Raw genomic sequence first — 21,577 nt, forward strand, 5'->3', positions numbered from 1 at the left:
CCATTATCGGTATGTCCTTTAATAATATTGTAAAGTTGGGTTTTTAGCGTATAATTGGTACCCGTAGCGGTGTCATAATAGCCTGCTGGGATTTGGCTGTAAATTGTAAATGTAACAAAGTAAAATAGGAGTATTATTTTTTTCATATAAATGTGGGGGTTTATAGTATGATAAAAATAGTGAAATTTTAATTATAAAAATACTTAACTAATCTTTTCCAACAAAGCCATATAAAATCCATCAAAACCAGATTTATGTGCAGAAACCTTATTTTCTTTCACAAATTTAAATTCAGGATGATTTTTTAAAAATAGTTGTACTTGATTTTCGTTTTCCGAAGGTAAAATTGAACAAGTTGCATATACTAGTTTTCCACCAACTTTAACTAGCTGAGAATAATTTTCTAAAATTTCGGCTTGTGTAGCCTTAATAGTCTCAATAAATTCAGGTTGTAATTTCCATTTACTATCAGGATTACGTCTTAAAACTCCTATACCACTACAAGGAGCATCAATTAAAACTCTATCTGCTGTTCCTTTCATTTTCTTTAATACTTTGGTAGTATCTAAAGCTTTTGTAGTTACGTTGAAAACACCAGCTCTACGAGTTCGTATTTTTAGCTTTCTTAGTTTACTTTCATAAATATCGGTTGCTATCAACTGACCTTTATTTTCCATTAAAGCTGCTAAATGTAATGTTTTCCCACCAGCACCAGCACAAGTATCAATCACTTTCATGCCAGGTTTTACATCTAAATATTCAGCAACCAATTGAGAAGAGGCATCTTGAACTTCAAATAAACCATCTTTAAAACACTGAGTTACAAAAACATTTGCACGCTCCACTAATTTTAAGGCATCAGGATGACCAGGAATAAATTCAGTTTCAATTCCTTCTTCAGATAATTTTTTTCTTAAGGATAATTTATTGGTATTAAGTGTGTTAGTACGTAAAATAACACTTGCTTGGATGTTTAAAGCCTCAATTTCTTTTGTCCATTGTTTTTCTCCTAGTTCTTTTACTGCTAATTCATCTAACCAATCTGGAATAGATTCTTTAAAAACGCGTTGTTTTTGAAGTTCATCAAATTTACCTTTAATTCTTCTTTCTGGAACGCCTTGTAATTGATTCCAATCAGGTAGCTTATAACCTCTTAATATAGCAAAAACAGCAAAGTTTTTCCATACATTTTCATTGGTATAATGATTTTTTGTGCCAGCAATTTCATTGTATAAACGCTTCCAACGAACCATTTCATAAATAGTTTCAGCAACAAACTTTCTATCTCTTGCTCCCCAACGTTTATCTTTTTTTAAAGCTTTTTCAACAACTTTATCAGCATATTCTTCATCATTAAAAATAAGCCTCATTGAAGCAATTACTGTATATACTAGGTTTCTGTGTAATCTCATATTAAAATTTAAGGTTGCAAAGATACAAAATTAGTTGATAGAAAATTTACCTTGAATAAATTACAATGTACAAGATATTTATGGTATCATATTAACAATAGTTATGAGATGTAATTTGGAATTGTTTATTGCTGTTTGAATTATTATCTTCGTGCTTTAAAAAAATAGCATTGTACAATTTAAATACTTCTATTTCATATTTAAAAGGTGTTGGACCTAGTAGAGCAGACTTGTTAAAGACTGAATTGGGGATTTATACGTTTAGTGATTTGCTTAATTTTTTCCCAAATCGGTATATTGATAGATCTCAATTTTTGAAGATAAATCAATTGCAGGAAAATTCTTCTGAAATTCAAATTATTGGAAAAATTACAAGTATTAAAACAGTTCAGCAAAAAAAAGGTAGTAGGCTAGTAGCCACTTTTGTTGATGAAACTGGCTCTATGGAATTGGTTTGGTTTCGTGGTGTAAAATGGATAAAAGATGCTCTTAAAACCAATATTCCTTATGTTATATTTGGTAAAACAAACTATTTTAATAGGTTATTTACCATGCCACATCCTGAAATGGAATTGGTTTCAATTTATCAGAAAAAATTGCAATCTGTTATGCAGCCTGTTTACCCTTCAACTGAAAAATTAACAAATAAAGGAGTGACAAATAGAATTGTTTCAACAATGATTCAAAATTTGTTTGAAGAATTAAATGGTAAATTTCAAGAAACTTTATCAACTTCAATTTTAGAAAAATTAGATTTAATTTCAAAGAATGAAGCACTTTTTAATATTCATTTCCCAAAAAGCCAGGGTTTATTAACCAAAGCACAAAATAGATTAAAATTTGAAGAACTCTTTTTTATTCAATTGCAATTAATTAGAAAAAAGATTGTTAGAAAAGCAAAAATAAAAGGATTTAATTTTGAAAAAGTAGGTGCTAATTTTAATAATTTCTACAATAATAAGCTACCATTTGATTTAACAAATGCACAAAAAAGTGTTTTAAAGGAAATTAGAAAAGATTTAGGATCTAATGCGCAAATGAATAGGCTGTTACAAGGTGATGTAGGTTCTGGTAAAACTATTGTTGCTTTATTAACCATGTTAATTGCATTGGATAATGGCTATCAGGCAGCATTGATGGCTCCCACCGAAATTTTAGCTACACAACATTTTAATTCCCTTGTTGAACTATTAAATGGTATGAACATTTCTGTAAAATTATTAACAGGCTCGGTTAAAACGAAAGAACGAAGAATAATACACGAACAATTAGAATCTGGAGAATTAAATATATTAATTGGCACACACGCGCTTATTGAAGATAAAGTAAAGTTCAAAAATTTAGGAATTGCAATTATAGATGAGCAGCATAGGTTTGGAGTTGCTCAACGTTCAAAATTGTGGGAAAAGAATGAATTACCGCCTCATATTTTAGTGATGACAGCCACACCAATACCACGTACATTGGCAATGAGCGCTTATGGTGATTTAGACATTTCAGTTATTGATGAATTACCACCTGGAAGAAAAGAAGTAAAAACGGCACACAGATATGATTCTAACCGACTGTCGGTTTTTAAATTTTTAAAAGAAGAAATTGCTAAAGGCCGTCAGGTTTATGTGGTTTACCCATTAATAAATGAATCTGAAGCAATGGATTATAAAGATTTAATGGATGGTTTCGAAAGTATTTCACGTGAATTTCAGAAACCAAATTATCAGATTAGTATTGTTCATGGTAAAATGAAACCTGCGGATAAAGAATATGAAATGCAGCGTTTTATAAAAGGAGAAACACATATTATGGTAGCTACTACAGTGATTGAGGTTGGTGTAAATATTCCAAATGCAAGTGTCATGGTTATTGAAAGTGCTGAGCGTTTTGGATTGTCACAGCTACATCAATTACGAGGCAGAGTTGGGAGAGGAGCATCCCAAAGTTTTTGTATATTAATGACTAGTTTTAAATTATCTAGTGATGCCAAAGTGCGATTAGAAACCATGGTAAGTACTAGCGATGGTTTTAAAATTGCAGAAGTGGATTTAAAATTACGTGGCCCTGGAAATTTAATGGGAACACAGCAGAGTGGCGTTTTAAATTTAAGAATTGCGGATATTATAAAAGATGCTCAATTATTAAAAACTGCAAGAAGTATAGCTATTGATGTTTTAACAATAGATTCAACTTTAAAATCTCCTGAAAATATTCCTATTAGGATAGCATATCAAGAAGTTAGCAAGAATAGTACTATTTGGTCAAATATTAGTTAAGTTATCAAGTTTAATGCACATTGTTTCAAGTAAAACTAAGGGTTCATTTGTGTTTTTATTACAAACCAATATCTCACGGCTAATGCAAATATAAATGGTAGTAATGCCAAATTAAATACTTGAATTTTTAATAACCATAAAATAATCATCATAACTAATAAAGTGATTAAAAATAAATTGTAAAACCTAAGCCATGTTGGTAATTTAGATTTTAATAATAAAAATGCAACTATTAAATTTGGTGCAAAAGCCCATAAGAAATTAAAATTTTTATAAGTAGCTGTATGTGAGGTTGCAAACCATAATAAAAGCACTACAATACCTACCAATCCAGTACTAAAGTAAAGTGTAAAATCTAACCATTTAGATCTTTTATTTGATTTGAAGTTTTTGTAGGTAATAAAGAGTATCAATAATGCTAAACATAAAAAAGTGGTAAAAGGTATGAGTAGTGAAAAAGGTTCTTCAAGTTTACGTTCTTTCAAAATTGTGATTCTTTTTTTAACCAATGCTGTTATACTATTTTGAGTAGTTATAGTCGCATTATCAAAAGCTTCATAAATATAATCGGGTAAAAATTTATAATCGTCTTTGCTTGCTTTTTTGTCAATTACAGATCCTAAAGCTAAATCTATTCCAAATTTTGCCCATTTCTGATTTTTTGTATAATCGGCTATTAAATCTCTATGTGTTTTGTTTGAATTTATATGTGAATTATTAAAATGAACCTTTTCTTTTAAAACAGTTTTTATAACATCTTCAATTTTGGTGGAACAGTTATCATAAAAGAAATCGTATTGATAGGCTTTATTTTCTGGTTTGGCATTATTTTCTAAAAAATTGAAAATTAATTGAGCTTCATTTCTATCTATAGCTAACTCTTGTGTTTTTACCCAACGATTTTCATATTGATATTCTCTTAAAAAACGACTAAAAGTTGAAGTTGACAGTTGGTAGGTAAGTTTTCCTTTTGCAAAATTTAAATAAAAGTTAGGAGCATTAAAATCAAAAGTTCCATAATTGTATATTCTATCCAAACCTAAATTTGGATCATAAACTCTAAATGCACTATGCCCAAAGGTTGAATACAATTCATTTCCTGGTCCACAGGTTACAACACTAATGGTAGCTTTTTGCGTTAATTGTTGTGCTGTTATTTGAAAATAACTTAAGAAAATTAATGTAAAAAAGAAATAAATTTTATTCATAGTTATCTAAAATTATCAAAGGCTATTTTAATTGAAAACACATTTGAATACAAAGCATTTCCGGTGTTAGCAATATTAGTTAGCGCATAATCTAGTTGAATTCCTTTATATTTAAATCCAATTCCAAAATTAGGTTGAAACACCAATTCTTTACTGTTATCAAATTGTAATTCATTTTGAATATTTCCAATTCCACCACGTAAAAAAACAGTATTCATATATCCTACTTGAAAACCAAAAGCTGGATCAATACTCACAATATCACTTGAAATTAAGTCGTTTGTTTTAGTAAATCGCAAATTTAAATCTACTTCAGTCAATAAATTGAAATCTCTTGAAAATTCAAATTGTTTTGCAATTCCTAATTGTGCTTTTGGTAAGGTTATTTCAGTACTCTCAGGTAATTCTTGATTTTGATCTGGAATGGCATTTTTAATTTTTTCAAATTCATTTTCATCAATACTCCATGAATTAAAGGTAGTGGTAATATCGCGAAGCATTAAACCAAATTTCCAATTGTTTCTTTCGTATTGAAGTGCAGCATCAATACCAAAACCCCATGAAGTTGCAAAATCACCAATAATTCTTCGTACAATTTTAACATTTCCACCAATAGTTAATTCTTCAATACGTAATTTTCGTGCATATCCAATGGTTAATGCATAATCTGCTGCTGAAAATAAACTGATTCTATTGTAATCTATATTTCCTTCATTGTCAATAAGTTCAGTGGTATTTAAGATGTCATCAACACCAAAACGGATTAATGAAATCCCTAGAGCACTATAATTATCAATGGGCATTGCAAAACCTGCATAATCGTATTTCGCAATTCCTGCAAAATATTCAGCGTGCATGATAGCACCTTGATATTCTTCAACAGCTGTTAAACCTGCTGGATTCCAATAAATGGCATTTACATCATTACTTGTTGCTACAACTGCTTTTCCCATTCCAAAAGCTGCAGCGTCAACTCCAATATTTAAAAATTCATTCGAATATTTTCGAACAGATTGACTTGAGACGACAGAACTAACAAAAAATAGGATGAATAAGGTTTTTTTCAATGTATCATATTTAAAAAGCGAATGTAAAAAAACTTTAGAAGTTAATATGGAATAATTAGGAAATAAAATGATGAATAGCTTCTAAAATTCGTTTTTCGCTCCAAAATAAATCTTTTCCAAAGATTGAAGTATTAAATCCAACATGACCACCATATTTTGGTATTTCTAAATTGATATATGAATGATTTTCAGTTTCTTTAATTGGAAAACAACTTTCAGAAAGGAAAGAATCGTCTAATGCATTTATTAATAATGTGGGTGTTGTAATAGTTGATATAAATTGTTTGCTACTACATTTTTCCCAATAATCTTCTGCATTATCATATCCAAATAATGGAGCTGTAACAGCATTGTCAAAATCTTCAAATGATTTAGCTGTTAAAACGGATTCTATATTAATGTTGTTTTTTGGAAATTTTTTCATTTTCAGCACTGTTTTCTCTTTTAATGTTTTTAAAAATCGATTCATATAAATTGAATTTTGCCATGTTGCTAAAGCATGAGACGAACCTTTTAAATCACAAGGAACAGATATTGCAATTGCTCCTTTTATTTCAGAAGCTATAGAATTGGTTTCTCCCAAATATTTCAAAGTGATATTTCCACCCATACTATAACCTAAAAGCAAAATGTTTTTATAGGAGAAATTTTCTAAAATATAATTTATAGTAATTTCTAAATCATCAGTTTTCCCACTATTATAGGAGTATAAATGATTATTATCCTCGCCACTGCATCCTCTGAAATTAGGTGCTACACAATCAATTTTTTTACTGTTTAAATAAGTAATAGCAGAAACAAGATACTTTGATTGAGAGCTACCTTCTAATCCGTGTAAGCATATAACTATTGTATTTGAGCCTACCGTTGAAAAATCTAAATCTAAAAAGTCAGCATCAGGAGTTGAAATTCGTTTTCTTTGGTATGAGATATTATTTTTATAAAATAATGTCTTATAAATCGTATTAAAATGTGCATTTTTAAATAGAATTGGTGGTTTGTAAGTTGATTTAATTAGTGACATAGCAATAAATTATAAAAATTAAAATAGAATTTTAAATAGTGAAAAACAATTCACTAAATTTAACAAAATTTTCTAAAATGACTTTTAAAAAACATATACCCAATTTAATTACGCTACTTAACTTATTGTCAGGCACTATAGCGGTTTTATTTGCTGTTCATAATGAATTAGTGATGGCAGCCTATTTAGTATTTCTTGGAATAATATTAGATTTTTTTGACGGCTTTGCAGCTAGAATTTTAAATGTTCAGGGTGAATTAGGAAAACAATTAGATTCTTTAGCTGATGTTGTTACAAGTGGAGTAGTACCTGGAATTGTAATGTATCAGCTACTTTTTAATGCTGTGCATAAGCAATGGTTAGATAATTTATCTTGTGAAATTGGAAATTGGATTACTTTTGACCAATATCATTTACATTGGATTCCTTTTGTTGGTTTAATAATTACTTTGGCTGCCGCATATAGATTAGCTAAATTTAATATTGATGAAAGACAAACAAGTTCTTTTATAGGTTTGCCAACACCTGCTGCCGCATTGGTAGTTTTATCGTTGCCTTTAATTTTAACGTTTAGTTCGAATGGGTTTGCAAATTCTATGATTAGTAATGTGTGGTTTTTAATCGCAATAACGGTACTTATCAGTTATTTAATGAATGCTGAAATTCCCTTATTTTCATTAAAGTTTAAAGATTATAGTTGGAAAAGTAATAAAGTGAAATTTATTTTTATTGCACTTACAGTTGTTTTGAGTGTTTTGCTTCAATTTGTTGCAATACCTTTAGTAATTGCAATGTATATTTTAATTTCATTGGTCACTAAAAAATAAATGAAGTATTGAAACTTCTAATTAAAAGGAATATCAAACAAAGTATTTGACATAAAAAAAGAGAGCTATAAGGCTCTCTTTTTAAATTATAATAAGTTATTTATATATTATTCTATAAATATTATCTCATAATTGTTTGTTTTCTATCAGGGCCTACAGAAACTATTTTCACAGGAACTTCAACAAAATCTTCAATAAATTTAATGTAATCATTTAATTCTTTTGGAAGCGTGTTATTAGTTGACATTGAAGTTAAATCTTCTTTCCATCCTTTAAACTCTGTATAAATAGGAGTAACGTTATGCTCTTCAATATTATAAGGAAAATGAGTTATTTCAGTCCCTTTATAATTGTAGGAAGTACATGCTTTTAGTGTTTTAAAACCTGAAAGTACATCACCTTTCATCATCATTAATTGAGTAACACCATTTATTTCAACAGCATATTTTAAAGCAACTAAATCTAACCAACCACAGCGACGAGGACGACCTGTAGTAGCACCAAACTCCATTCCAATTCTTCCCATTTCTTTTCCATCTTCATCAAATAATTCAGTTGGGAAAGGACCTGATCCTACACGTGTAGTATATGCTTTAAAAATTCCAAAAACCTCTCCAATTTTGTTTGGAGCAACTCCTAAACCTGTACAAGCACCTGCAGCAGTAGTAGTTGAAGATGTTACATAAGGGTAGGTTCCAAAATCAATATCTAGTAATGAACCTTGTGCTCCTTCAGCTAAAATTGTTTTTTTATTTTTAATAGCATTGCTTAAGTATTCTTCACTATCAATAAAAGTTAATTCTTTTAATACATTAATAGCATTAAAAAACTCAGTTTCTAGTTCTTTTAAATTATATTCAATATCAACTTCAAAAAACTGAAGCATTCTTAAATGTTTTTCAACAAGTGCTTGGTATTTATCTTTCCAGTTTTCTAATTCTAAATCTCCAACCCGCATCCCATTTCTTCCGGTTTTGTCCATATAAGTTGGTCCAATCCCCTTCAAAGTAGATCCAATTTTGGATTTTCCTTTAGAGGTTTCACTTGCAGCATCAAGTAAGCGGTGTGTTGGTAAAATTAAATGCGCTTTTCGGGATATTAATAATTTAGATTTAAAATCTAAATTATAATCGGCTAAGTTTTCTAACTCTTTCCTAAATATTACAGGGTCAATTACCACACCATTTCCAACAAGATTTATTGCATTTTCGTGAAAAATACCTGAAGGAATTGTATGTAGAACATGTTTTCTACCATCAAATATTAAAGTGTGCCCAGCATTTGGTCCTCCTTGAAAACGAGCAATAATGTCGTAATTTGAAGTAAGTACATCTACAATTTTCCCTTTTCCTTCATCTCCCCATTGCAATCCTAATAATAAGTTAACAGCCATTTTGTTTAAATAAATAAGTTAATTTTTTGTTTGTTTTTTTGTTCCGTAAAAATATAATGAATGATTGTTGATATCAATATTAAAGGTATCTTCAATCGTTTTTTTAATAATTTGAATTCTTGGATCACAAAATTCAATAACTTCACCAGTATCCGTTATTATAATATGGTCATGCTGTTTGTCAAAGTAGCATTTTTCATAATGTGCTTGATTTTGCCCAAACTGATGTTTTCTAACCAAGCCTGAATCTAAAAGCAATTCAATGGTATTATAAAGTGTAGCTCTACTAACTCTGTAATTTTTGATTTTCATTTGAATATAAAGAGATTCAATATCAAAATGCTCCTCTAAATCGTAAATTTCTTGTAAAATAGCAAATCGTTCAGGTGTTTTTCTGTGGTTGTTTGATTCCAGAAAATTCACGAAAACATTTTTTACAATTTTTTGATTTTCATTACTCATATAATTTAATTTGAGTTGTATTTTGTTATACAACAAAGTTAATCGGAATTAGTTAATAAATTCTTTGTTGCAATCTTATTTATTAACTTTCATTGTGAATAAAATTAATGCTTGTAAATTCTGTCTACAGAATTAATTCCTTCAATTTTTTTGATACTATCACTTAATTTTTGAAGTTGAGATTTATTTTTTACGCTTACAGTAATACTTCCTTCAAAAATACCATCATGACCAGATATGTTTAAGCCATGGATATTCACATTCATATTTTTTGATATAATTTCAGTAATTTCATTTACCAATCCAACGTGGTCAGTTCCATGAATTTTAATAATTGCTTTAAATTCTTGTTTTGTAGAATCAATCCATTTTGCACTCATAATTCTATAGGCATAATTGGATTGTAAGCTTATGGCATTTGGACAGTCTTTTTTATGAACTTTAATACCATCATTTATGGTTACAAATCCAAATACTTTATCACCTGGAATTGGATTGCAACATGGAGACAATTTAAAATCTAAGCGTTCCTCTTCTTTCCCAAATACAAGAGAATCATAATTATCCACTACCTCATCCTTTTCGGGTATTGTGCTTTTGGCTGTACGATGAATTCTCTTTTTGAAGAAATTCACAAACGAATTATTACGTTGTGAAATAAAATCTTTAAGTTGAGAGCTTTCAATAGAGCCACTACCCACTCTATAAAATAAATCTAGGCTTGTTTTAAGTTTGAAGAAATTAACAAGATCATTTACAACACTTTCTGAAAGGGTAATTTTTAAGTGACGGAGTTTTCTTGTTAAAATTTCTTTACCTTCTTCAGCAATTTTCTTTTGATCTTCTTTTAGTGCATTTTTTATTCTAGTTCTTGCTCTTGCAGTTACTACAAAATCTAACCAACCTATATTCGGTTTTTGGTTACTTGATGTAATAATTTCTACTTGGTCTCCACTAAATAGTTCGTGACTTATTGGTTTTAATTTTCCATTAATTTTAGCACCTCTGCAGTTCATACCTACTTGAGTATGAATTGAAAACGCAAAATCTAAGGCAGTAGCATTTTTTGGAAGCGCTATTAAATCTCCTCCTGGAGTGAATACAAAAATTTCTTTTGCATATAAATTTAACTTAAAATCTTCAACAAAATCTATGGCATTACCATCTGGATTTTCTAATGAGTCTTTAATTTTATTTAACCAATCATCTAAACCACTTTCACGTTCATTGTTATTTTTATATTTATAATGCGCTGCATATCCTTTTTCAGCTATTTCATTCATTCTTTCTGAACGAATTTGCACTTCAACCCATTTTCCTTGGGGCCCCATGACCGTAATATGAAGTGATTCATATCCTGTAGATTTAGGTTGACTTATCCAATCTCTTAATCTGCTTGGGTTTGGTATAAAGTGATCAGTTACAATGGAATATATTTTCCAAGCGTCAAATTTTTCATTTTTTAAGGTTGAATTATAAACAATCCTAATGGCAAATTTGTCATAAATTTCTTCATAAGTTACACCTTGCGAAAGCATTTTTTTACGAATAGAATAGATAGATTTTCTTCTACCTTTTATTTCATATTTAAATCCTTCGGCATTTAAAGATTCTCTAATGATATCAGAAAATGCTTCTATATATATTTTTTGCTCTTCTTTACTTTGGGTTATTTTATCTAAAATATCGTTATAAACTTCAGGTTCGGTATATTTTAAACCAAGGTTTTCAAGTTCAGATTTAACATTAAATAAACCCAACCGGTGAGCTAATGGCGCATAAATATATAAAGTTTCAGAGGCTATTTTAACTTGTTTATCTTGTGGCATTGCATCCATAGTTTGCATATTATGCAACCTATCAGCAATTTTTATTAAAATAACACGAACGTCATCATTTAAAGTGAGTAACATTTTTCTAAAATTCTCAGCTTGCACAGATGCAGTTGGCTCTTTTTTTAAGTGAGAAATTTTTGTTAAACCATTTACAATTCTAGACACATTTTCTCCAAATAAACGTTCAATATCCTCTAGAGTATACTCTGTATCTTCAACTACGTCATGTAATAAAGCTGCAACTATAGAGGTGGTATCTAGGCCAATTTCATAAGCTACAATTTTAGCTACAGCAATTGGATGAAAAATATAAGGTTCACCTGTTCTACGCCGCTGAGTTTTATGAGCTTCCAAAGCAATATCAAAAGCCTTCCTTATTTCTTTTTTGTCAGCATCTGTAAAAGATTGATAAGCACCCTTCAAAAGGTCTTTATACCTTCTTGCGATTTCTTTGTTTTCGTCCTCTATGCTTAAATTATATGCCATCGCTTAAAAATACTATTTTAAAATATACTACCAAATAGAAAAAGTTTATTTTTTTAAGTTTAATACTCTTTGATACAATGTTGGATGAGAGTAATGAATTTTAACATATAACGGATGTGGAGTTAAATTACTCAAACTATTTTTGGATAATTTTTTTAAGGACGAAATTAATGATTCAGCCTCAAAATTCTCTTTAGCATAATTATCTGCCTGATATTCAAATTTTCTTGATAAAGCATTCATAAATAAACTTGTAATTTCAGAAATTGGGCTATATAATACCCCAAAAGCAATCATTCCAATATGAAAACTTGGAGTTGCTACATTTAATGCCTGAGATAATGTTGCATTACCAACTAATAAGGATAAAATAAAAAGCGTAAAACCAGTTAAGATAATGGATAATAGCAAGTTATATATGATGTGCTTTCTTTTATAATGTCCAACTTCATGAGCCAATACAGCCACAATTTCATTGGTTTCTAAATCGTTAATCAAGGTATCAAATAGGGTAATTCTTTTTTGAGACCCAAAACCAGAAAAATAGGCATTTGCTTTTGTAGAGCGTTTAGAACCGTCAATCACAAAGATATTATGAAGTTTAAATCCTATTTTAGTTGCAAAACTCTCAATGGTTTCTTTTAATTCACCTTCTTCTAAGGGAGTTTGTTTATTGAATAAAGGAACAATTAATTTTGAATAGAAAAGATTCATGAACAGCGTAAAAAAACTAATAAAGGTCCAAGCATATAACCAAAAATAAGAAGTAGTTAATTGATAAAACCAAGTTATTAAAGCCAATATTCCACCTCCAACAATTAATAGCATTAGCCAGCCTTTAATTTTATCGAAAACAAATGTTTTTATTGACATTTTATTAAAACCAAATCTTTCTTCTATTACAAAGGTTTTGTAATAAGAAAATGGTAAAGTTAAAATATCGCTTGCAAATGCAATAACACCAAAGAAAATTAATGTAATTAGGATGGTATTATTGGTGAAAGATTTAGCCATAGAATCAACAACAGCAAATCCATCAAAAGCAAAAAATAAAAGTGTAGTTATAATTGAAAATAAACTTGTAAGCAATGAAAATTGATAATTTTCTTTTTTGTAAGCTTGAGATTTTAAGTATTCTTCGGGGTTGTAAACACCCTCAAGTTCTTTTGGTATAGAATCATTAAAATGTTTTGCATTTAAAGAATCTAAAAATGTGTCAACTATAAATTTGACTATTATTATTCCTATTAATATATAAAATACTATTTGTGGAGTCATTTGTGGATGTTTTATGAATTTCTTTGCCTAACTGCTTCAAAAATTAGGATAGCTGCACTTACAGATACATTCATAGAATCTATAGCGCCACGCATTGGAATTATAATATTTTGTGTAGTATTTTGAAGCCATTCATCAGATAAACCAGTGGCTTCAGTACCAACAACAATAGCACTTGGAAGTGTATAATCAATCGTTTGATATTCAACTGAAGCTGTTAAAGCTGCGCCATATATATTTATATTATTTTCCTTTAAAAATGAAATAATTTCAGAAGTTGTTCCTGTTGCAATTGCTGTAGAAAAAACACACCCCACACTTGATCGAATAATGTTTGGATTGTAGATATCTGTTTTTGGGTTTGCAATAAGTACCGCATCAACACCTGCAGCATCTGCAGTACGTAACAGGGCTCCAATATTTCCTGGTTTTTCAGGAGCTTCGGCAACTAAAACAAGAGGGTTTCTAGATTTAAGAGTAATATTTTTTAATGATAAATCTTTGCTTTTTGCAATAGCTAAAATACCTTCGGTAGATTCTCTCAATGCTAATTTATTGTAAACTTCTTTGGAAATTTCAATAATATCAATAGGTGGATTTGCTTTTTTTAATAACTTTTCAAGTTTTTCTTCATTAATAATATTAATAACAATTAAAATGGTTTGAATTTGATAATTTCCTTGAATTGCCAATGAAACTTCACGTAACCCTTCAATTAAAAAAGTTTGTGTATTTTTTCGAATACGTGATTTTTCTTTTAATTGAACAAGCTCTTTTATATAAGAATTTTGTGGACTTGTAATCTGTTTATACATTTTGCAAAAATAGCTGTTAATTATCTATAATTCTTCTGTTTTGTAGTAATTTATTAAAAGTGACACCATTTTACTGTATCCTTTAATCCCGTCTTTTTGCATATTTGCTTTTAGAAAAGAATCATAAAAAATCTTAAAATATTTTTCAGACCAATTTTGATAGGATGCCCAAAAATCTTGACTGTTCTGTAGGTCTTTGCGTATTCCTTTATTTAATGAAGCTACCAAAACATCAAATTGTTCAGGTTCTGTTCTATATATTTCTCCTAAACAATAACGTGTAGCCATTAAATATCCTGAATAATTATAATAAGAATTTTTGGAATGAATTGCTGCTAAATATCCAACAAAATTTGCTTCACTTTCTGAACCAATTCCAACCTGATGTGCTATTTCGTGGCAAACAGTAGCTGGATAACTATTTTTTGGAATTAGAGAATTTACTTGAGCTTCATTTGTAATTGGGTTAATATAACCCGCAAACCCCATATAAGTTAATGGAATACTAAACAATGAATGTTTTATAGATGTGCTCTCAAATTTAATTTGAGGATGTTTTAATGCTAACTGTTGGTATGCTGCAGGAGACATTTCTTTTATTTGCTCTTTATTCAAGTTATTTTCAATTAAAACAGTATCGTTTTTTGCTATAAATAAGTGAATTTCATTACTTTTTAAAATAAGTTGTTTTGTGAATGAAATTAATTCTTTGGAAGTATATTCGGTTTTTTCAAAATCTAAGATTTTAGTTATCGGTTGTCTAAAATAATTAAGTCCCCAATTAAAATTAAAGAAGAAGAATAGAATTGATAAAAATGCACCTGTTTTATATAAAGTATTTTTAAAATGAAATTTCTTAGTTTTTATGGTAGTGTAAATACCTTTTAAAATAATGATACCTAGTATTGTATATAAAATATCACCTATTGAAAATGGCAACCAGCCAAAAATAATACGAAGGAATTTTGAAATGTATAAATACAATCCATTGGAGTAATAGTGTTCAATAAAATTGGGAGATTCAGTTATAATTTGAATAAAAGCCCACTGCATTACAAGCAATATGGTAAGTATTTTATATGTTTTTTTTAGTTCCATAAATCAAAAATAGGAAATAAATATTCAGAATGTTATGTTTGTTAAGTTATTAACAAAATAGTTACTTGTCAACAAAATATGTGCACAAATAAAATTAAAAATTAGGTGTGAAACTGTGTTATAAAAATTACATTTGCTTTGATCAAAAAAAAAATGTGAAATTTAATAGTTTCATTTCCCCAAAAATAATTCATTTAATAAATTAATAAACGAGTACTAGCGTGAAAAATTTGCAACCAATACCATCTAATAAGTTTAAAAAGAGTACTGTAATTAACCTTGAAAAAGGGAAAATTCCACCACAAGCACTTGATTTAGAGGAGGCTGTATTAGGCGCAATGATGATAGATAAAAAAGGAGTTGATGATGTAATTGATATTTTACATGACGACGTTTTCTATAAAGAATCACATAAATTAATTTATGGCGCTATTTTTACTTTATTCAAAAATTCAGAACCTACAGATTTATTAACGGTTGCAAATCAGTTACGAAAAACAAATAATTTAGACGCTGCAGGTGGTGATTTTTATTTAGTAGGACTTACTCAAAAAGTATCTTCATCGGCACATATTGAATTTCATGCGCGTATCATTCTTCAAAAATACATACAACGAAAATTAATTTCTATTTCTGCTGAAATAATTGAAGAAGCTTACGATGAAACCGTTGATGTTTTTGATTTACTAGATGATGCCGAATCAAAATTATTTGAAGTAACTCAAGGGAATCTTAAAAAAGGATCTGAAAGCGCCGAGGGACTTGTAAATCAGGCAATTAAAAAAATACAAGAAATATCTAATAAAAAGGGGATGAGTGGTGTTGCCACTGGTTTTACTCGTTTAGATGAGTTAACATCGGGTTGGCAACCTTCAGATTTAGTTATTTTAGCTGCACGTCCTGGTATGGGAAAAACTGCATTTGTAATGTCTATGGCAAAAAATATGGCTATAGATTTTGATACACCTGTAGCTATATTTTCATTAGAGATGTCTTCAGTTCAATTAATTACGCGTATGATTTCTAGTGAAACAGGAATTTCTTCAGGAAAATTAAGAAAAGGAAATTTAGAACCACACGAATGGGAACAGTTAAACGTAAAAGTTAAAAATTTATCAAATGCGCCAATTTTTATTGATGATACACCTTCTTTATCTATCTTCGATTTAAGAGCAAAAGCACGTCGTTTAGCGTCACAACATGGAATTAAAGTAATTGTAATTGATTATTTACAATTAATGACAGCTGGAACTTCAAGTTCTGGAAATCGTGAGCAGGAAATTTCTATGATATCACGAAATTTAAAAGCCCTAGCCAAAGAATTAGCAATTCCTGTAATTGCACTTTCTCAATTATCTCGTGCCGTTGAAACTCGTGGAGGAAATAAACGTCCGCTATTATCCGATTTACGTGAATCTGGTGCTATTGAACAAGATGCAGATATTGTTTCATTTATTTATCGTCCTGAATATTATGGACTTACAGAATGGGATGATGAAGAGAGAACACCTTGTGAAGGACAGGCTGAATTTATTGTTGCAAAACATAGAAATGGTGGTTTAGAAAACATAAAACTAAAATTTACTGGGCATTTAGCACAGTTTAGCAATTTAGATGATGATTTTGGAAATGAATTTCATTCAAAAATGAATGATGCAATTTCATCAAATAATATGACAAGTCCGGCAGATGCATTTGGAGTCCATGATGATTTAAATGATAGTGGTCTTCCTTTTTAAAAAAAAAGTAACATTGAATAACAAAAAATTCATAAAAACCTTAGTACTCTTTTTTCTTTTTATTTCGCATTCCATGTTTGCGTCATTCATCCTCATTCCTATGGATGAAGTAACACAAACCAATCATTTAAAGGCTTATGGAATTACTTTTTGGTCTTTACAGCAGGGAAATACTGCAAAATGGTTGTTAAATTATGAAGGAGGTTCTTTTTTGCTAGAAGATAATGAGGCAACAAGGAATGAATGCAAAATTAGAGGAGTTACTTATCATGTAATTTCTGATACGCAAGCAGCACAAATTTTAGAAGAAATAAGTAGTCCATCAAAAAATATGGATGCTGTATTGTTAGAAAAAGCACCCAAAATTGCAGTGTATTCTCCTAAAGGTAATTTTCCTTGGGATGATGCAGTTACGCTGGTTTTAACATACGCAGAAATTCCTTTTGATGTAATTTATGATGAAGAAGTTTTAGAAGAAAAACTGCTATTATATGAATGGTTGCATTTGCATCATGAAGATTTCACAGGTCAATTTGGTCGATTTTATGGAGCTTATAAAACAGCGCCTTGGTATATTGAACAAAAAAAAGATGCTGAAGAATTAGCAAGTAAATTAGGATATTCTAAAGTTTCGGAAGAAAAATTAGCCGTTGCTTTTAAAATTAGAGATTTTGTAATTGGTGGTGGTTTTATGTTTGCAATGTGTTCAGCAACCGATAGTTTTGATATTGCTTTAGCTGCGGAAGGCGTGGATATTTGTGAAACTATGTTTGACGGAGATCCTTCTGAAATAGACTATCAAAATAAAATTGATTTCACTAAAACATTGGCTTTTAAAGACTTTACTTTAGTTAGGAATCCAATGGAATACGAGTTTTCATCAATTGATATGACCCGGAAAAGATCTGAGATTAAACGTACTTCAGATTATTTCTCGTTACAAGACTTTTCAGCAAAATGGGATCCAATTCCAACCATGTTATGCCAAAATCACACACAACTTATTAAAGGTTTTATGGGACAAACAACATCGTTTGAAAGGGAATCTGTAAAGTCAAATGTATTGGTATTAGGCGAAAATAAATCAAATAGGGAAGCGCGTTATATTCATGGAGTAAAAGGAAAAGGAATGTTTACTTTTTACGGCGGTCACGATCCTGAAGATTACCAGCATAGAGTTGGTGATCCTAAAACAGAACTAGATTTGCATCCAAATTCTCCGGGATATCGTTTAATTTTAAACAACGTGTTATTTCCAGCTGCTAAAAAGAAAAAACAAAAAACATAATTTGTTGATAATGCAGCAATAACTTTATTTTATAATTTTAGTATTTCAAGCTTCAAAAACACTATTTTTGCTGCTTTAAATTAAATAATAAACAATGGCAACTACACAAGAACTGCAAGATTTCGCACAACAAACAAGAAGAGATATAGTTAGAATGGTACACGCTGTACAATCTGGGCATCCAGGTGGTTCATTAGGGTGTAATGAATTTTTAACGGTACTGTTTCAAGAAGTAATGGAGTACTCTACTGATTTTACAATGGACGGTAAAAATGAAGATTTATTCTTTTTATCAAACGGTCATATTTCTCCTGTTTATTATAGTGTTTTAGCAAGAAGTGGTTTTTTTCCAGTTGCTGAATTAGCAACTTTTAGAAAATTAAACACACGTTTACAAGGGCATCCAACAACACACGAAGGTTTGCCAGGAGTAAGAATTGCTTCAGGTTCATTGGGACAAGGAATGAGTGTTTCTTTAGGTGCTGCCCAAGCAAAAAAACTAAATGGAGATACCAAATTAGTGTATTCTTTACACGGAGATGGTGAATTGCAAGAAGGTCAAAATTGGGAAGCAATCATGTATGCTGCAGGTAAAAATGTGGATAATTACATTGCAACTGTAGATTATAATAAACAACAAATTGATGGTGCAACAAATGACGTAATGCCATTGGGAGATTTAAGAGCTAAATTTGAAGCTTTTGGCTGGTTAGTTTTAGATGTAGAAAAAGGAAATGATGTTGAAAGTATTAAAAAAGGTTTAGCAGAAGCTAAATTGCTAACAGGAAAAGGGAAACCAGTGTGTATTTTATTACATACTGAAATGGGTAATGGGATTGATTTTATGATGCATACACATGCTTGGCACGGAAAAGCGCCTAGTGATGCTCAACTAGAAAATGCTTTAAACCAAAATCCGGAAACTTTAGGAGATTATTAGTAATATTTTAGTTATAAATTATAAAACCTCTTTCATTATTGTTGAAGGAGGTTTTTTTATGATATATTTATAAGTCTCAAATCATAATTTTGTAAGAATACTTTTATATTTACGACTGGTTTAGTTTTTATGATAATTGGAATTGTTTTTCAATTTTTCAACAATAATTTTTGAATTAATATTTATGAAAATAGGAATTGTTTGTTATCCAACATTTGGAGGAAGTGGAGTAGTAGCAACCGAATTAGGAATGGCTTTAGCAGAAAGAGGACACCAAGTACATTTTATAACGTATAAACAACCTGTAAGGTTAGATTTAATTGCAAATGACATTCACTTTCATGAAGTTTTCGTTGAAGAATATCCTTTATTCCATTTTCAACCTTATGAATTAGCGTTGTCTAGTAAAATGGTTGAAGTTGTAGAAATGTATGGCTTAGAAATTTTACATGTTCATTATGCAATTCCTCACGCATACGCAGCGTATATGGCAAAACAAATGTTGAAAGAAAAAGGAATTGATATTAAAGTAGTTACTACTTTGCACGGAACTGATATTACGCTGGTAGGAAGTCATCCAAATTATAAAACAGCTGTGGAGTTTAGTATTAATAATTCTGATGTAGTAACCACAGTATCAGAAAGTTTAAAGAAAGATACTTTGCGACTATTCAAAATTAGGAAAGATATAAAAGTGATTCATAATTTTATTGATTTTGAGCAATACCCTGAAATTGGTTCGGATGATTGTAAAAGACATACAATAGCCAATGAAAATGAGCGAATTATTACGCATATTAGTAACTTGCGTCCAGTGAAAAGAGCTGCCGATGTTATTGATATTTTTTATAAAATTCAAAAAGAAATTCCTTCAAAATTACTACTGGTTGGTGAAGGGCCTGATAGAGAGCATATTGAGTTTCAAGCTAAAAATTTAGGAATATTAGACAAAGTTCTTTTTATGGGTAATAGTAACGAAGTTAATAAGCTACTTTGTTATTCGGATTTGTTTTTATTACCTTCAGAAACAGAGAGTTTTGGTTTGGCAGCTTTAGAGGCTATGGCAGCAAGAACACCTGTTATCTCAACAAATTCAGGAGGTTTGCCAGAAGTAAATATAAATGGTGTTACAGGTTTTTTGAGTAATGTTGGAGATACGGATGATATGGCTAAAAATGGTATCTATATATTAAAAGATTTAGAGAGACTTCAACAATTTAAACAAAATGCCTTAAACCAAGCAAAACAATTTAGTTTAGAAAATGTTTTACCTGCCTATAAAGAAGTTTATAGAGAATTAATTAAAAATTGTTGTTAAGAATTATAATAATTTAACGCTTCAATTATTAGTGATTTTTCAACTTTGCAATCTAATTTGTAATTCTCAAAATTAGTTAATAGCACAAAATTCACTTGTCCTGCAACATTCTTTTTATCGTGAATTAAAAGTTCTATAATTGCTTCATAATCTGAGGATTCAATTAACACTTTTCCAAAGATATTAATAATTGATTTTTTTATATTTTTCAATCCTTCAGAAGGGAAACCTAGTAAAATTTCTGAAATATAAGATTCGGTAATCATTCCAATAGCAATAGCTTCACCGTGAGTTAAGTTTTCTTTGTCTTCAGATTCTAAAAAATACGATTCAATTGCATGTCCCAATGTATGTCCAAAATTTAATACTTTGCGTATCCCTGCTTCTTTTGGGTCTTGGGTAACTACTTCGTTTTTAATTTCAATAGAACGATGTATTAAACTACTTAAATTAGGGATACTTAAATCTTGAAAATTATTGATTTCGTCCCAAATTTTAGCATCATAAGTTATTCCATACTTAATTATTTCAGCTAAACCTGAACGCAGTTCACGCTTTGAAACAGTTTCTAAATAATGAGAATCAATAATAACCATTTCTGGATCTGAAAATAATCCAATTTGATTTTTTAAAACACCTAAATCAACACCTGTTTTACCACCAACTGAAGCGTCAACCATACTTAATAAAGTTGTAGGAATATTTATAAAAGAGATGCCGCGTTTGTAAGTTGAAGCTACAAATCCGCCCAAATCTGTAATTACACCACCACCTAAGTTTAAAAGTAAACTTTTTCTATCAGCACCAAGCTCAGTTAAAGCATTCCAAACACCAGAACAAGTATCAAGGTTTTTATTTTCTTCGCCCGACTCTATTTCTATTATTTCAATGGTTTGTTCCGTTTCAATTTGTTCAAGCAATAAAGGAAGGCAATCATTACCTGTGTTTTCATCAACTAAAATAAAAATAGTTGAAGGCTTATAATCTGAAATATATTTATTCAGTTTAGTATAAGCATCTTCTTTAAAATTCACGTAATAATTATTGGATAGAATAGGTGTCATTTCGGATAATATTTTAGTGCAAATTAAGGGTAAAAAAATGAAAAAATAAACTG

Annotated in this window: 17 protein-coding genes; 6 read left to right on the forward strand and 11 right to left on the reverse strand. The window is 29.8% G+C overall.

Features of this window, described 5'->3' with window-relative positions; translation table 11 throughout:
* Positions 1 to 203: 203 nt before the first annotated feature.
* Complete coding sequence (locus tag ABY863_RS03670) at positions 204 to 1,412, reverse strand: RsmB/NOP family class I SAM-dependent RNA methyltransferase (RefSeq protein WP_372792912.1); 1,209 nt, start codon at positions 1,410 to 1,412, stop codon at positions 204 to 206.
* Between the two features lie 170 nt (positions 1,413 to 1,582).
* Between ABY863_RS03670 and recG the strand changes: the two genes are divergently transcribed.
* Positions 1,583 to 3,682: an ATP-dependent DNA helicase RecG gene (recG, locus tag ABY863_RS03675; RefSeq protein ID WP_372792913.1), complete on the forward strand. Its 2,100-nt coding sequence runs from the start codon at positions 1,583 to 1,585 to the stop codon at positions 3,680 to 3,682.
* A gap of 35 nt (positions 3,683 to 3,717) precedes the next feature.
* Here recG and ABY863_RS03680 read toward each other — a convergent pair whose 3' ends face one another.
* The 3 genes from ABY863_RS03680 to ABY863_RS03690 are packed head-to-tail and all read right to left on the reverse strand — an operon-like array spanning position 3,718 to position 6,981.
* Positions 3,718 to 4,890 carry a DUF4105 domain-containing protein gene (locus ABY863_RS03680; protein ID WP_372792914.1) on the reverse strand — a complete coding sequence of 391 codons (1,173 nt, stop codon included), beginning with the start codon at positions 4,888 to 4,890 and terminating at the stop codon, positions 3,718 to 3,720.
* Between the two features lie 2 nt (positions 4,891 to 4,892).
* Positions 4,893 to 5,957, reverse strand: a complete 1,065-nt coding sequence (locus ABY863_RS03685; RefSeq protein ID WP_372792915.1) for a PorV/PorQ family protein — start codon at positions 5,955 to 5,957, stop codon at positions 4,893 to 4,895.
* A 55-nt stretch (positions 5,958 to 6,012) separates the two neighbouring features.
* The gene (locus ABY863_RS03690) at positions 6,013 to 6,981 is read right to left on the reverse strand and encodes a YheT family hydrolase (RefSeq protein ID WP_372792916.1); all 969 of its coding nucleotides are present in this window, start codon (positions 6,979 to 6,981) and stop codon (positions 6,013 to 6,015) included.
* Positions 6,982 to 7,058: 77 nt separating this feature from the next.
* Here ABY863_RS03690 and ABY863_RS03695 point away from each other — a divergent pair, with 77 nt between their 5' ends.
* Complete coding sequence (locus ABY863_RS03695) at positions 7,059 to 7,808, forward strand: phosphatidylcholine/phosphatidylserine synthase (protein ID WP_372792917.1); 750 nt, start codon at positions 7,059 to 7,061, stop codon at positions 7,806 to 7,808.
* Positions 7,809 to 7,929: 121 nt separating this feature from the next.
* Here the strand turns inward: ABY863_RS03695 and ABY863_RS03700 are convergent, their stop codons facing one another.
* From ABY863_RS03700 to ABY863_RS03725, 6 genes are all read right to left on the reverse strand, one after another.
* A complete protein-coding gene (locus tag ABY863_RS03700; RefSeq protein ID WP_372792918.1) occupies positions 7,930 to 9,201 on the reverse strand; it encodes an adenylosuccinate synthase in 1,272 nt (423 codons plus the stop codon).
* 18 nt (positions 9,202 to 9,219) lie between these two features.
* Positions 9,220 to 9,663 carry a Fur family transcriptional regulator gene (locus ABY863_RS03705; RefSeq protein WP_372792919.1) on the reverse strand — a complete coding sequence of 148 codons (444 nt, stop codon included), beginning with the start codon at positions 9,661 to 9,663 and terminating at the stop codon, positions 9,220 to 9,222.
* Positions 9,664 to 9,767: 104 nt separating this feature from the next.
* Positions 9,768 to 11,984: a bifunctional (p)ppGpp synthetase/guanosine-3',5'-bis(diphosphate) 3'-pyrophosphohydrolase gene (locus ABY863_RS03710; protein ID WP_372792920.1), complete on the reverse strand. Its 2,217-nt coding sequence runs from the start codon at positions 11,982 to 11,984 to the stop codon at positions 9,768 to 9,770.
* A 45-nt stretch (positions 11,985 to 12,029) separates the two neighbouring features.
* Positions 12,030 to 13,262 carry a M48 family metallopeptidase gene (locus tag ABY863_RS03715; protein WP_372792921.1) on the reverse strand — a complete coding sequence of 411 codons (1,233 nt, stop codon included), beginning with the start codon at positions 13,260 to 13,262 and terminating at the stop codon, positions 12,030 to 12,032.
* Between the two features lie 11 nt (positions 13,263 to 13,273).
* Entirely contained in the window at positions 13,274 to 14,077 is an 804-nt protein-coding gene (locus tag ABY863_RS03720) for a TrmH family RNA methyltransferase (protein ID WP_372792922.1), read from the reverse strand.
* 24 nt (positions 14,078 to 14,101) lie between these two features.
* Positions 14,102 to 15,175, reverse strand: coding sequence for a DUF3810 domain-containing protein (locus ABY863_RS03725; RefSeq protein WP_372792923.1), 1,074 nt, complete (start codon positions 15,173 to 15,175; stop codon positions 14,102 to 14,104).
* A 221-nt stretch (positions 15,176 to 15,396) separates the two neighbouring features.
* Between ABY863_RS03725 and dnaB the strand changes: the two genes are divergently transcribed.
* The 4 genes from dnaB to bshA all read left to right on the forward strand — a co-directional run bounded on the left by dnaB (position 15,397) and on the right by bshA (position 20,460).
* Positions 15,397 to 16,914 carry a replicative DNA helicase gene (dnaB, locus tag ABY863_RS03730; protein WP_372792924.1) on the forward strand — a complete coding sequence of 506 codons (1,518 nt, stop codon included), beginning with the start codon at positions 15,397 to 15,399 and terminating at the stop codon, positions 16,912 to 16,914.
* A 73-nt stretch (positions 16,915 to 16,987) separates the two neighbouring features.
* Positions 16,988 to 18,202, forward strand: a complete 1,215-nt coding sequence (locus tag ABY863_RS03735) for an asparagine synthetase B (RefSeq protein WP_372792950.1) — start codon at positions 16,988 to 16,990, stop codon at positions 18,200 to 18,202.
* Between the two features lie 94 nt (positions 18,203 to 18,296).
* Complete coding sequence (locus tag ABY863_RS03740) at positions 18,297 to 19,142, forward strand: transketolase (RefSeq protein ID WP_372792925.1); 846 nt, start codon at positions 18,297 to 18,299, stop codon at positions 19,140 to 19,142.
* Between the two features lie 184 nt (positions 19,143 to 19,326).
* Positions 19,327 to 20,460: an N-acetyl-alpha-D-glucosaminyl L-malate synthase BshA gene (gene bshA / locus ABY863_RS03745; protein WP_372792926.1), complete on the forward strand. Its 1,134-nt coding sequence runs from the start codon at positions 19,327 to 19,329 to the stop codon at positions 20,458 to 20,460.
* Here bshA and aroB read toward each other — a convergent pair.
* Positions 20,457 to 21,524 (reverse strand): 3-dehydroquinate synthase, encoded by a 1,068-nt coding sequence (gene aroB, locus ABY863_RS03750; RefSeq protein ID WP_372792927.1) that lies wholly within the window; start codon positions 21,522 to 21,524, stop codon positions 20,457 to 20,459. The genes bshA and aroB overlap by 4 nt on opposite strands.
* Between the last annotated feature and the right edge of the window lie 53 nt (positions 21,525 to 21,577).

Source organism: Lutibacter sp., assembly GCF_041562875.1.
GTDB lineage: Bacteria > Bacteroidota > Bacteroidia > Flavobacteriales > Flavobacteriaceae > Lutibacter.